The sequence below is a fragment of the Tessaracoccus zhenghani genome (assembly GCF_054552775.1).
Genome location: NZ_CM137275.1, coordinates 1,124,690 through 1,137,769 on the forward strand (window position 1 = coordinate 1,124,690; position 13,080 = coordinate 1,137,769).

The following is a 13,080-nucleotide window of genomic DNA, read 5'->3' on the forward strand; positions in this document are numbered from 1 at the left end:
CCGATGACCACGTGGGACCGCCCGGACGTGCAGCCGGACGACTTCGCGACGCTGCGCCACATCGGCCCGAGCCGCATCGAGATGGCCTCGATGCTGGAGGCCGTGGGCGTCGGCTCTCTCGACGAACTCATCGAGCAGACCGTCCCCCGTGGTCTCCACCAGTCGCAGCCGCTGGGCTGGGAGCCCCTCACGGAGCACCAGGTCACGCAGAAGCTCCGCGACGTGGCCGCCAAGAACACCGTGCTGACTTCGCTCATCGGCCAGGGCTACTACGGCACGGTCACCCCGCCGGTCATCCAGCGCAACGTGTTCGAGAACCCCGCCTGGTACACGGCCTACACGCCGTACCAGCCGGAGATCTCGCAGGGCCGGCTGGAGGCGCTGCTGAACTTCCAGACGATGGTGGCGGACCTCACCGGGCTCCCCCTCGCCAACGCCAGCCTCCTCGACGAGCCCACCGCCGCCGCGGAGGCGATGGCCATGGCGAAACGCACCGCCAAAGCCACCTCGCACCGGTTCTTCGCCGCCGACGACCTCCACCCCCAGACGCTCGCCGTGCTGGCCACGCGCGCCGAGCCGCTCGGCATCGACCTCGTGGTCGGCCCCGTGGGCGACTTCGTCGCAGACGGGTTCTTCGGCGCCATCTTCGCGCACCCCGGCACCTACGGGCACGTCCGCGACCTCACGGACCAGTGTCACGCCGTCAAGGACAGCGGCGGCATCGCGGTCGTCGCCACGGACCTGCTCGCCCTGTGCCTGATCAAGGACCCCGGCTCGATGGGCGCCGACATCGCCATCGGCTCCTCGCAGCGCTTCGGTGTGCCGATGGGCTTCGGCGGGCCGCACGCGGCGTTCATGTCGTGTCGCGACGAGCTCAAGCGCGCCCTGCCCGGCCGTCTGGTCGGCGTCTCCAAGGACGCCCGGGGCAACCGCGCCTACCGGCTCGCGCTCCAGACCCGGGAGCAGCACATCCGCCGCGAGAAGGCCACGTCCAACGTCTGTACCGCCCAGGCCCTGTTGGCGGTGATGGCCTCGTTCTACGCCGTCTTCCACGGGCCCAAGGGCCTGCGCTCCATCGCCCAGCGAACCCACCTCACTGCCGCCACGCTTGCCGCCGCCCTCCGCGACGGCGGCGCCGCCGTCGAACCCGAGGTCTTCTTCGACACCATCACCGTCGACGTCGGCGTGGGCCAGGCGGGGATCATCGCCGCCGCCGAGCACCGCGGGATCAACCTGCGCCGCATCGGCCGGCACCGCGTCGGCATCTCCGTCGACGAGACCACGGACCTGGACATCGTCGCCCGCGTGCTCGACGCGTTCGGGATCGACGAGCGCCCCGGGCTGACCGCCGTCCCCGCGCTGCCGGACGACCTGCTCCGCACCACCGACTACCTCACCCACCCGGTGTTCCACCTCAACCGGGCCGAGTCGGAGATGATGCGCTACATGCGCCGCCTGTCGGACCGCGACCTGGCGCTCGACCGCGCCATGATCCCGCTGGGCTCCTGCACCATGAAGCTCAACGCGGCCGTCGAGATGCGGCCCCTGAGCTGGCCCGGGTTCGCCGAACTGCACCCCTACGCCCCCGCCCACCAGACGCAGGGCTACGCCGAACTGATCGCCGACCTCGAGGCCAAGCTCTGCGAGATCACGGGCTACGACGCGTTCTCGATGCAGCCCAACTCCGGCGCGCAGGGCGAGTATGCGGGCCTGCTCACCATCGCGGCCTACCACCGGGCCAACGGCGACGACCGGGACGTGTGCCTCATCCCCACCTCGGCCCATGGCACCAACCCGGCCTCCGCCCAGATGGCCGGCATGAAGGTGACGGCCGTGAAGGCGACGGCCGACGGGGAGATCGACCTCGACGACTTCCGGGCCAAGGCCGCCGAGGCGGGCGGCAGGCTCGCGGCGGTGATGATCACCTACCCGTCCACCCACGGCGTCTTCGAGGAGACGGTGCGCCAGGTCTGCGACATCACCCACGAGCACGGCGGCCAGGTCTACATCGACGGCGCCAACCTCAACGCCATGGTGGGTCTCGTCAGGCCGGGCGAGATCGGCGGCGATGTCAGCCACCTCAATCTGCACAAGACCTTCGCCATCCCGCACGGCGGCGGCGGGCCCGGCATGGGGCCGATCGGCGTGCAGCGCCACCTGGCCCCGTTCCTCCCGTCCGACCCGCAGGCGGGCGCCCCCGGTGCCGTCTCCGGTGCCCAGCACGGGTCCGCGTCGATCCTGCTGGTTTCGTGGGCCTACGTGCTGCTCATGGGCGGCGCGGGCCTCACCCAGGCCACCAAGGTGGCCATCCTCTCGGCCAACTACCTCGCGAGCAGGCTCGCCGAGGCGTACCCCATCCTGTACACCGGCGCCCGCGGCCGCGTGGCCCATGAGTGCATCGTGGATCCGCGCGGCTGGTCGAAGTCCGGCGTGACCGTCGACGACATCGCCAAGCGGCTCATCGACCACGGCTTCCACGCCCCCACCATGAGCTTCCCGGTGGCCGGCACGTTGATGATCGAGCCGACGGAGTCGGAGCCCCTTGCGGAGCTGGATCGCTTCGTCGCCGCCATGCTGGACATCGCCCGCGAGGCCCGGCAGGTGATCGACGGGGAGGTCAGCGCCGCCGAGTCGCCGCTCCGGCACGCCCCACACACCGTCGAGGACCTCGTGGCCGACTGGGAGCGCTCCTACTCGCGTGAGCAGGGCTGCTTCCCGGCGGGCGCGTTCCGCGTCGACAAGTACTGGCCAGCGGTGGGACGCATCGACAACGCCTACGGCGACCGCAATCTCGTCTGCAGCTGCCCGCCCTGGGGCGAGGAGTAGGAGCGGCGCTCAGGTCGCAGAGTTGCTGAGTTTCTCCCACAACTGCTCGACCTGGCGGACGGTAGACGCCTGGTCACCGTCGTTGTCGATGACATGGGTGGCTGCCGCGCACCGCTCCACGCGGGAGGCCTGTGCCATGATCCGCTGGCAGGCCTCGTCGCGGCTCAGGTTGTTGCGGTGCATGAGGCGCAGCACCTGGGTGTTGACCGGCACGTCCACGACGACCACCTCGTCGAACAGGTCCTGCTGGCCGGTCTCCACCAGCAACGGGATCACGTGGACGACGACGGCGTCCACAGGCGCCTTCTGCTCCAGTTCCGCGCTCCTGGCGCGCACGAGCGGGTGGACGATGGCGTTGAGGTCCGCGCGCGCAGCGTCGTCGGCGAAGACGAGCCGGCCGAGCCGTGGCCGGTCGAGCATCCCCTCCGGCGTCAGGATGTCTTCGCCGAACCGCTCGACGACGGCTGCCAGACCCGGGGTGCCCGGCTGCACCACTTCCCGTGCGAGCAGATCCGAATCGATGAGCACCGCGCCGCGGGCTTGGAGTTCGTCCGCGACGAACGACTTCCCGGAGGCGATACCCCCTGTCAGGCCAACCCTTACCACCGCCCCCACCTCCCTGTAGGCTGAAACGAACCCGAACCTGACAACGGCATGAAAGGAAACCTCATGGCACGCATCCTGTGGATCGTTCTCGTCGTGGTGGTCATTCTATGGCTGCTCGGCTTCCTCCTGAAGGTGGGCGGCGCCTTCATCCACATTCTGCTGGTGATCGCGCTCATCGTCCTGATCGTCAACCTCGTGACCGGGCGCCGCGGCGTCTGAGCCGCCTGACACCGGAACCAACAAGGCCCGCCCCCATTCGGGGGCGGGCCTTGTTGGTGACGCGGGATCAGTTACCGGCGAGCTTGTCGCGCAGAGCCTGCAGCGACTCGTCGGAAGCCAGCGAGCCGGCCCCGTCCGTCTCGACGTCCGTCGAGGTGTAACCGGCGGCCGCCTCGACGGTGGCATCGCGTTCGGCAGTCTCGGCGGACTCCACCTGAGCCTTGTGGGCCTCCCACAGAGCGTGCGCCTGGGCGTACTGGGCCTCCCAAGCAGCGCGCTGCTCGTCGAAGCCTTCCTTCCAGTCGTTCGTCTCGGGGTCGAAGCCCTCGGGGTAGATGTAGTTGCCCTGCTCGTCGTAGGACGCCTGCATGCCGTAGAGAGCCGGGTCGAAGTCGATTGCGGCGACGTCGATGCCCTCGTTGGCCTGCTTCAGCGACAGCGAGACGCGGCGACGCTCGAGGTCGATGTCGATGACCTTGACCATGCGGTCGTCACCGACGGCGACAACCTGCTCCGGGATCTCGACGTGACGCTCAGCGAGCTCGGACACGTGGACCAGGCCCTCGATGCCCTCGCCGACGCGGACGAACGCACCGAACGGAACCAGCTTGGTGACCTTGCCGGGCACGATCTGACCGATCTGGTGCAGACGCGCGAAGGTCTGCCACGGGTCTTCCTGGGTGGCCTTGAGCGACAGGGAGACGCGCTCGCGGTCCATGTCCACCTCGAGCACCTCGACAGTGACGGCCATGCCGACCTCGACAACCTCGTTCGGGTGGTCGATGTGCTTCCAGCTGAGCTCCGAGACGTGCACGAGGCCGTCCACGCCGCCGAGATCGACGAACGCGCCGAAGTTGACGATGGAGGACACGACACCCTTGCGGATCTGGCCCTTCTGGAGCTGCGTGAGGAAGGTCTGACGGACCTCCGACTGGGTCTGCTCGAGGTAGGCGCGACGCGACAGGACCACGTTGTTGCGGTTCTTGTCGAGTTCGATGATCTTGGCCTCGAGCTCCATGCCCACGTAGGGCTGGAGGTCGCGGACGCGACGCATCTCGACCAGCGACGCGGGCAGGAAGCCGCGCAGGCCGATGTCGACGATCAGGCCGCCCTTGACAACCTCGATGACGGAGCCGGTGACAACGCCGTCCTCTTCCTTGATCTTCTCGATCGTGCCCCAGGCGCGCTCGTACTGTGCGCGCTTCTTGGACAGGATGAGGCGGCCTTCCTTGTCCTCCTTGGTCTGGACGAGGGCCTCGATCACATCACCCACCTGGACGACGTCGAATGGATCGACGTCGTGCTTGATGGAGAGCTCCTTCGAGGGGATGACGCCTTCGGTCTTGTAACCGATGTCGAGCAGGACCTCGTCCCGGTCAACCTTGACGACGGTGCCGGAGACGATGTCCCCGTCGTTGAAAGAAATGATGGTGGCGTCAACCGCAGCGAGGAAATCTTCGCGGGTGCCAATGTCATCGACTGCGACAGTCGAGGCCTCAGTGGAGGAGGTCATGTAGTAGGGCTCCGAAATAGTGGATGAAAATGGATGCACTGCGCCCGTGACGAATCACCGCTCTCTACTCCGTCCGAGAGAACGCAGGCCACAGTGCCCGCTCAGCGTACCGCTCTTCGTCGAGCAACGGCAACCTGAAGTCGAAATCGGGGCCAACCGGAGAACACTAGCGGTTATGGTCCGATCCGGCCAATGCCTATGCTTGCCCACGTGTCGCAGAACCCTGAACCCCAGAGCCGGCGCTCCGCGCGTCTCCTGGTCCTTTTGGCCGCCGTTGTCGGGGTGATCGCGCTGCTGGTCTTTGCGCTCACCCGCGGCGGTGCACCCGCGGCCGAACCGTCGGCTACAGCCAGTTCGTCCCCCGCCCCGGCCTCCACCACCGCGCTCCCGTCGCCGTCGCCGTCACCGGCGACGACCTCCCTGTCACCTGCCGGCCAGGCCCCGCCGTCGGGCAACCCGGCCCTCGCAGAGTGCACGGCGGTCTCGGACGGCTTCGTGCCGCAGCGGTTCACGATCGAGTCGTTGGGCGCCGACGAGCGGGTCATCGCGCTGAACCTGGACAGGGACGGCAACATCGCCGCTCCCCCGTTCGACCAGCCCCGTACCGCCGCCTGGTGGAGCGGCGGCCCCAAGCCCGGCGCGGCCCACGGCAAGGCCGTGCTGTCCATCCACACCTACAACCCCAGCCTGCCGCCCGCCCTCGGCAACGAGATGTACGAAGGCGGCAGGTCCCAGTTGGAACCCGGCGACGTGATCAAGCTGTACGGCAGCGACGGCCAGGTGCAGTGCTACCAATACACGGAGGCGGTGAAGGTGTGGGTCGAGGACTATGACCCTGATTCCGACGTGATGGTCGACTTCGAGGGCGCGCCCCAGCTGGCCATCGTGATCTGCTGGGACTACGAGGCGAGCACCAAGGCGTGGGACTCCCGGATCCTGTTCTACGCGGACCCGGTGGTCCTCGCCGCCTGAGGCCTAATGGGCGGCAGACTGCCAGCTGTCGCCCACGCCGATCGACACCTCGAGCGGCACCAGCAGCTTCGCGGCGCCGCCCATCTCGCGCGCCACCAGTTCGGTGACGGTCTCTCGCTCGCCCGGGGCGATCTCAAGGACCAGTTCGTCGTGCACCTGAAGCAGCATCCGGCTGGCGAGTCCCGCGTCGTCCAGCGCGCGACCGACGTTGATCATGGCGACCTTGATCACGTCTGCGGCGGACCCCTGGATGGGCGAATTGAGAGCTGCCCGCTCCGCCATCTCCCGGCGCTGCCTGTTGGTGGTGGTGAGGTCCGGCAGGTAACGGCGACGGCCCAGCATGGTCTCGGTGTACCCGACGCGGCGGGCCTCCTCGACGATGGCGGCGAGGTACTGGCGCACGCCACCGACGCGGGAGAAGTAGTCGTCCATGAGGTCGCGCGCCTCACCGACCGAGATCTTGAGCTGGTTGGACAGGCCGAAGGCGCTCAGCCCGTAGGCCAAGCCGTAGTTCATCGCCTTGATCTTCGCCCGCATCTCCTGCGTGACGCCGCCAGGTTCGACGCCGAACACCAGGGACGCCATCTCGCCGTGGAAGTCGCGGCCGGACTCGAAGGCCTCGATCAGCCCCGGGTCCTTGCTGCCGTGCGCCATGATGCGCATCTCGATCTGCGAGTAGTCCGCCGACATCAGCGACTCGTACCCGTCCCCAGGCACGAACGCGGCCCTGATCTGGCGACCCACCGACGTGCGGATGGGGATGTTCTGCAGGTTCGGGTCTGTCGACGAGAGGCGCCCCGTCGCCGCGATCGCCTGCATGTAGCTGGTGTGGATGCGGCCGTCCGGCCGCACCGTGGCCAGCAGCCCGTCGACGGTCTGGCGCAACCTGATCCGGTCACGGTGGGCCAGCAGGTGGCCGAGGAACGGGTGCTCCGTCTTCTCGAAGAGCTGTTCGAGGGCCTCGGCGTTGGTCGTGTAGCCGGACTTGGTGCGCTTGGTCTTCGGCATCCCCAGTTCGTCGAACAGGACCCCCTGCAGCTGCGTGGGCGAACCGAGGTTGACCTCGTGCCCGAGCACGTCGAAAGCGGCCTGCTGGGCGTCCTGCACGGCGCGGTCGAACTCGTCGCGCAGGGTGTGCAGCCGGTCCACGTCCACCGCGATGCCGAGCTTCTCCATGGTGGCCAGCGTCCGCTGCAGGGGCAGTTCGACCCCCGTCATGAGGGCGGCCGCGTTGCGTTCGGCGAGTTGCTCGGACAGCACCTCTGCCAGGTCGTGCACGGCCCGCGCGTGCAGCAGGGCGGATTCGACGGCGGAGTCGTCCTCGTCGCCGAAGTCCAGCGCCAGTTGCGCGTCGTCGTCGGTCTGCTGCTGCACGGCGAGGTCGCGGTGCAGGTAGCGCACCACCAGGTCAGAGAGGTCGTAGGTGCGCTGGTCCGGGCGCAGCAGGTACGCGGCCAGCAACGTGTCGAGCTGCACGCCGTCCAGGTCCCAGCCCCTGCTCCAGCACGCCAGGGTGGGGCCCTTGGCCTCGTGGATCAGTTTGGGCCGAGAGCGGTCCGCCAGCCACTCCGCGAGGGATTTGTCGTCCTCCGGGGTGAGGTCCGCCGTGTCGACGTACGCCCCCGAGTTGTCCGCCGCGGCCAGCGCCAGGGCGGTCAGGTCGCCCTCACCGGCACCCCAGGTGCCGACGAAGTGGACGGCGGTTGCCTGCTGGGCGTGCGCTGCGAGCCAGGCGGCCACCTCGCCCTGCTCGAGGCGCGCGCCCTCCACCGCGAAGCTCTCGGTCGCCACCGGCTCAGCGGAGGCGGCCAACTCCAGCAGCCGCTCGCGGAGGACCCTGAACTCGAGGGCGTCGAACAGTTCGTGTACGCGCTCCCGGTCCCAGTCCACGCGGACGGTGTCCGGCAGCGCCAAGTCGATATCGAGGTCGCAGACGAGCGCGTTGAGGCGGCGGTTGCGCACCACGTCGTCCAGGTGTGCGCGCAGCGACTCCCCCGCCTTGCCGGGGATCTGCTCGGCGCGGGCGACGATGTTGTCCAGCCCGTCGAACTGGGCGATCCACTTCGCGGCGGTCTTGGGGCCCACGCCGGGCACGCCCGGGAGGTTGTCGCTCGTCTCCCCCACCAGGGCGGCGATCTCGGGGTACCGGGCGGGCGGCACCAGGTACTTCTCCTCCACCGCGGCCGGCGTCATGCGGGCCAGGTCCGAGACGCCCCGGCGGGGGTAGAGCAGGGTGACGTGCTCGTTCACGAGCTGCATGGCGTCGCGGTCGCCGGAGACGATGTAGGTGTCGAAGCCCTCACTCGCGGCACGGGTGGAGAGCGTCGCGATCAGGTCATCGGCCTCGTAGCCGGCCATCTCGACGAACGGGATCCGCAGCGCGTCGAGCACGTCCTTGACGAGTGCCACCTGGCCCTTGAACTCGTCTGGGGACTTCGAGCGGTTCGCCTTGTACTCCGGGTACTGCTCGGTACGGAAGGATTCACGCGCCACGTCGAAGGCGACGGCGACGTGCGTGGGCTGCTCGTCGCGCAGCACGTTGATCAGCATGGACGTGAAGCCGAAGACCGCGTTGGTGTGCTGGCCGGTACGGGTGGCGAAACTCTCCACCGGCAGGGCGAAGAACGCCCGATAGGCCACGGAATGTCCGTCGATCAGCAGCAGTTTCTTCACGTCAGTCACAGCTCAAGAGCCTACCGTGGCAGAGTGGGGCCCCATGAACTCCATCCCTGCCTGGCTCGCTGACCAGTTCTCCCCGCTCGACGACAAATTGGGCCTGACCATCACCGAACTGACGCCGGAACGCGTCGTGGGCTGGATCCCGGTGGAGGGCAACGAGCAGCCGTTCGGGCTCCTCCATGGCGGCGCCAGCGGGGTCGTGGTCGAGACCCTCGCGTCGATGGGGGCCATGGCACACGGCTGGCCGGACCGGGTGGGCGTGGGCGTCGATCTCAACGTCACCCACCTGAGGGCAGCAACCAGGGGCCGGGTGACCGGCACTGCGACCGCCCTGCACCTCGGCCGCAACATGGTGACCTACTCCGTCGACATCGTCGACGAACAGGGCAGGCTCACCGCTACCGGGCGGTTGACCTGCCACATGATCAACCGCCGCTGAGCCTGCCCGGCAGGGATCGCTGGCAGGCTCAGGGCGGGCGCTACTTCTTCTTGTGGGAGATGACGCCCTCGGCGACGTCGCGCATGGACTTACGCATGTCCATGGCGGTCTTCTGGATCCAGCGGAACGCCTCCGGCTCCGTGAGGCCCAGGTCCTGCTGCAGGATGCCCTTGGCCTGGTCGATGATCTTGCGCGACTCGAGGCGGTCCTCGAGGCTGGCGAGCTCATCCTCGATGGCGGCGATCTCCTGGAAACGACCCATGGCGATCTCTATGGCCGGAACCACGTCGGAGGCGCCGAACGGCTTCACGACATAGGCCATGGCGCCGGCGTCACGCGCGCGCTCCACGAGGTCGCGCTGGCTGAACGCGGTGAGCATGACGATGGGCGCGATCCGCTCCTCCGCGATGATCTCTGCGGCCGTGATGCCGTCCATCTTGGGCATCTTCACGTCCATGATCACGAGGTCGGGTACGAGCTCGCGGGCGAGCTTGACGGCTTCTTCACCGTCGCCGGCTTCGCCGACCACGTCGTATCCCTCCTCGGTGAGGAGCTCGACCAGGTCGAGGCGGATCAGCGCCTCGTCCTCGGCGACAATCACAGTGGGCTTCTTCTTCGTCATATCTAGTGGCACTTTTCCCTCGCCCCGGGAGGCGAGCTTCGTCGGTCAACCTGCCCAGATACTACTCCCGTCGCGGGCAAAGTGCCCACTCAGGCCCGCAACGCATCAGGTGGGCGGTCTATGGCACAATAAGTGGGGCCCGCCCGGGTGGCGGAATGGTATACGCGGACGGCTCAAACCCGTCTGGTCGAAAGGCCGTAGGGGTTCGAGTCCCCTCCCGGGCACGCACAACAAACACCCCGCCAGGATCGCTCCCGGCGGGGTGTTTCAGTTGCGGTCAGGGCCGCCTACGGGTCAGTGGGACTCGCCGAGCTCCTTGATCTTGTGGACGCGCAGGTTGTTCGTCTTGCCGGGGATGCCCATGGGCGAACCCGAGACGATGACGATGCGCTCGCCGACCTCGATCATGCCGCGGTCACGCAGGTGACGGTCAACGGCCTCGACGACCTCTTCCTGGGAGTTGAACTCAGGGGTCACCTGGGTGTCAACGCCCCACGACAGGGTCATGGTCTGGCGGGTGGCCTTCTCCGGGGAGAACACCAGCATCGGGATGGGGGAACGCAGACGCGAGATGCGCCGGCCGGTGTCACCGGACTTGGTGAAGGCCACCAGGTAGCGGGCACCGATACGCTCGGCGACCTCGGCAGCGGCCTTCGCCAGGATGCCACCCGTGGTGTGCGGGTCCCAATCGATGATGTGGATCTCGGCGTGGCCTTCGCGCTCGGTCTTCTCGACGATGCGGGCCATGGTGGCCACGGTCTCGACCGGGAAGTCACCGACGGAGGTCTCGCCCGAGAGCATGACCGCGTCGGCGCCATCGAGGATGGCGTTGGCGACGTCGGAGGTCTCGGCCCGCGTGGGGCGCGGGTTCGAGATCATCGATTCCAGCATCTGCGTGGCGACGATCACCGGCTTGGCCCACTTGCGGGCCGCGCGGATGATCTTCTTCTGGACCAGCGGCACCTCTTCGAGGGGCAGTTCGACGCCGAGATCACCGCGGGCCACCATGAACGCGTCGAACGCGTCGATGATGTCCTGGAGGTTCGCGATCGCCTGGGGCTTCTCGAGCTTGGCGATGACGGGCAGGTGGCGCCCCTCTTCGTCCATGATCTCGTGGACACGCTTGATGTCATCGGCCGAGCGCACGAAGGACAGCGCGATCATGTCGACGTCCTGGTGCAGCGCCCACCGCAGGTCGTCCTCGTCCTTCTGGGACAGGGCCGGGACGGACACGGCGACACCGGGCAGGTTGATGCCCTTGTTGTTCGAGACGGGTCCCGGGACGGTGACCTCGCACACGACGTCGTTCTCCGTGACCTCGACGGCCCGCAGGCCGACCTTGCCGTCGTCGATGAGGATGGGGTCACCCACATTGACGTCGCCGGTCAGACCCTTGTAGGTCGTGGAACAACGCTCCTTGGTGCCGGAGATGTCGTCGATGGTGATGGTGAACCGGTCGCCCACCTCGAGATAATGCTTCTCGTCGTTCTCAAAGCGCCCAAGACGAATCTTGGGGCCCTGCAGGTCAGCGAACACGCCGACGGTCTTGCCGGTCAGCTCAGCTGCTTCGCGGACGTTCGTGATTCGGTTGCCGTGCTCGTTGTAGTCGCCGTGGCTCATATTGAGACGGGCGACGTTCATGCCGGCATTAAGGAGCTCCACCAGGCGCTCAACGGTTTCAGCGGAAGGGCCGAGGGTACATACGATCTTTGCTCTACGCACGGGCCCAAGACTACTGCAAGGGCCGCCTCAGGCGCATCGGGGTGCCCCGATGAGTCATCGCGGCTGGGAGATCCCGTCGCGCACGAGCTCCAGCGCCCGTGCCAGATCAGCTGGGTACGGAGAGGTGAAGCGCACCTCGTCACCCTTGGTGGGGTGCGTGAAGCCCAGCTCGACGGCGTGCAGCCACTGCCTGATGAGGCCGAGGCGCTCCGCCATGGTGGGGTCTGCGCCGTAGAGGGGGTCGCCCACGCAGGGATGGCCGATGGCCGCCATGTGGACCCGGATCTGGTGGGTGCGGCCGGTCTCCAGGTGCACCTCGAGGAGGGTTGCGGCACGGTGCGCTTCGAGCGTCTCGTAGTGCGTGACCGAATGACGGCCACCTTCGATGATGGCCATCTTCCAGTCGGCACCCGGGTGCCGCGCGATGGGCGCCTCGATGGTGCCCGTGAACGGGTCCGGATGGCCCTGCACGAGCGCGTGGTAGATCTTGTCGACGGTGCGGTCACGGAAGGCCTGCTTCAGCACGCTGTAGGCGACCTCCGACTTGGCCACCACCATCAGGCCGCTGGTGCCGACGTCGAGGCGCTGCACGATGCCCTGGCGCTCGGCCGCACCGGAGGTGGCCACCTGCACGCCGGCGGCAGCCAGGTGCTCCACGACGGAGGGCCCCTCCCAGCCGAGGCTGGGATGCGCCGCCACACCGACGGGCTTGTCGACGACGACGAGGTCTGCGTCCTCGAACACGATACGCACACCGTCTGCCAACTGCGCCCGGACCTGCACGCCCACGGGGGCGGAGTCGTCGAGGTCGAGCAGTTCACCGCCGCGGACCTTCTGGGAGCCCTTCGTCACGACAGCCCCGCCCAGCCGGAGGTGGCCGTCGGCGATCATCGTCTCGATGCGCGACCTCGAGTAGCCGGAGATGCGGGCGGCCGCGGCGTCGAGGCGCTCGCCGGCGAGCGCGTCCGGGATCAGGAAGACGCTCATGCGGGCACCTTCCGGGGACTCCGCTCCCGCAGCTCGGCCAGGATGCCGGCCACGATGATGAGACCCGCGGCCACCGTGATGCAGACGTCGGCCCAGTTGAAGATGGCGAAGTTCGGCACCTGGAACATGTCGATCACGTGGCCGTGCAGCGCCGCAGGCGGCTGGGTGATCCGGTCCACCAGGTTGCCGGTGATGCCGCCGAAGAGCAGGCCCAGGGCGACGGCGTGCCAGAGCGCTGTGATCCGCGTGAGCGCCACGAGGCAGCCGACGGTGGCGAGGATGGCGAACACGCTGAAGACGATCGTGACCCCCGAACCCATGCCGAAGGCCGCCCCGGGGTTACGGATGAGGTTGAGGCTCAGCAGTTCCCCCACGACGGGCACACGCTCGCCAGGGGTCAGATGCGTGACAGCGGCGATCTTGATCAGTTGGTCCGCGGCGAGCATCGTCAGGCCGAGGCCCGCGGCGAGCAGACCCACCCCCCAGCGCTGCTTG

At 68.1% G+C, this 13,080-nt stretch carries 11 protein-coding genes and 1 tRNA gene; 5 read left to right on the plus strand and 7 right to left on the minus strand.

From position 1 onward, the window contains the following. Window positions 1-3 precede the first annotated feature (3 nt). Entirely contained in the window at window positions 4-2,826 is a 2,823-nt protein-coding gene (gene gcvP / locus ACX1DX_RS05465) for an aminomethyl-transferring glycine dehydrogenase (protein ID WP_459397888.1), read from the plus strand. Window positions 2,827-2,835: 9 nt separating this feature from the next. Here the strand turns inward: gcvP and coaE are convergent, their stop codons facing one another. After that, the gene (gene coaE / locus ACX1DX_RS05470; RefSeq protein WP_182763615.1) at window positions 2,836-3,432 is read right to left on the minus strand and encodes a dephospho-CoA kinase; all 597 of its coding nucleotides are present in this window, start codon (window positions 3,430-3,432) and stop codon (window positions 2,836-2,838) included. 63 nt (window positions 3,433-3,495) lie between these two features. On the opposite strand from coaE, the gene ACX1DX_RS05475 reads away from it, so the two are divergent. Continuing rightward, the gene (locus ACX1DX_RS05475; RefSeq protein ID WP_143570834.1) at window positions 3,496-3,651 is read left to right on the plus strand and encodes a lmo0937 family membrane protein; all 156 of its coding nucleotides are present in this window, start codon (window positions 3,496-3,498) and stop codon (window positions 3,649-3,651) included. 67 nt (window positions 3,652-3,718) lie between these two features. On the opposite strand, the gene rpsA is transcribed toward ACX1DX_RS05475, so the two are convergent. Next, window positions 3,719-5,164, minus strand: a complete 1,446-nt coding sequence (gene rpsA, locus ACX1DX_RS05480; protein ID WP_076058328.1) for a 30S ribosomal protein S1 — start codon at window positions 5,162-5,164, stop codon at window positions 3,719-3,721. 210 nt (window positions 5,165-5,374) lie between these two features. Here rpsA and ACX1DX_RS05485 point away from each other — a divergent pair, with 210 nt between their 5' ends. Next, a complete protein-coding gene (locus tag ACX1DX_RS05485) occupies window positions 5,375-6,136 on the plus strand; it encodes a class F sortase (RefSeq protein WP_459397889.1) in 762 nt (253 codons plus the stop codon). A 3-nt stretch (window positions 6,137-6,139) separates the two neighbouring features. Here the strand turns inward: ACX1DX_RS05485 and polA are convergent, their stop codons facing one another. Continuing rightward, complete coding sequence (gene polA / locus ACX1DX_RS05490) at window positions 6,140-8,809, minus strand: DNA polymerase I (RefSeq protein WP_459398185.1); 2,670 nt, start codon at window positions 8,807-8,809, stop codon at window positions 6,140-6,142. A gap of 43 nt (window positions 8,810-8,852) precedes the next feature. Between polA and ACX1DX_RS05495 the strand changes: the two genes are divergently transcribed. Beyond that, entirely contained in the window at window positions 8,853-9,254 is a 402-nt protein-coding gene (locus ACX1DX_RS05495) for a PaaI family thioesterase (RefSeq protein ID WP_083665299.1), read from the plus strand. Between the two features lie 40 nt (window positions 9,255-9,294). Here ACX1DX_RS05495 and ACX1DX_RS05500 read toward each other — a convergent pair whose 3' ends face one another. Beyond that, window positions 9,295-9,876, minus strand: coding sequence for an ANTAR domain-containing response regulator (locus ACX1DX_RS05500; RefSeq protein WP_076058321.1), 582 nt, complete (start codon window positions 9,874-9,876; stop codon window positions 9,295-9,297). A 141-nt stretch (window positions 9,877-10,017) separates the two neighbouring features. Here ACX1DX_RS05500 and ACX1DX_RS05505 point away from each other — a divergent pair. Beyond that, window positions 10,018-10,100: transfer RNA gene (locus ACX1DX_RS05505), tRNA-Leu, on the plus strand. A gap of 70 nt (window positions 10,101-10,170) precedes the next feature. Here ACX1DX_RS05505 and pyk read toward each other — a convergent pair. From pyk to lspA, 3 genes are read right to left on the minus strand one after another with little or no spacing between them, the layout of a single operon-like run. Further along, on the minus strand, window positions 10,171-11,598 hold the full coding sequence (gene pyk / locus ACX1DX_RS05510) for a pyruvate kinase (RefSeq protein WP_459397890.1): 1,428 nt from the start codon (window positions 11,596-11,598) through the stop codon (window positions 10,171-10,173). 54 nt (window positions 11,599-11,652) lie between these two features. Continuing rightward, the gene (locus ACX1DX_RS05515) at window positions 11,653-12,585 is read right to left on the minus strand and encodes an RluA family pseudouridine synthase (protein ID WP_459397891.1); all 933 of its coding nucleotides are present in this window, start codon (window positions 12,583-12,585) and stop codon (window positions 11,653-11,655) included. Next, window positions 12,582-13,064 (minus strand): signal peptidase II, encoded by a 483-nt coding sequence (gene lspA / locus ACX1DX_RS05520; protein WP_459397892.1) that lies wholly within the window; start codon window positions 13,062-13,064, stop codon window positions 12,582-12,584. The genes ACX1DX_RS05515 and lspA overlap by 4 nt, the downstream gene beginning before the upstream one ends. Window positions 13,065-13,080 lie beyond the last annotated feature (16 nt).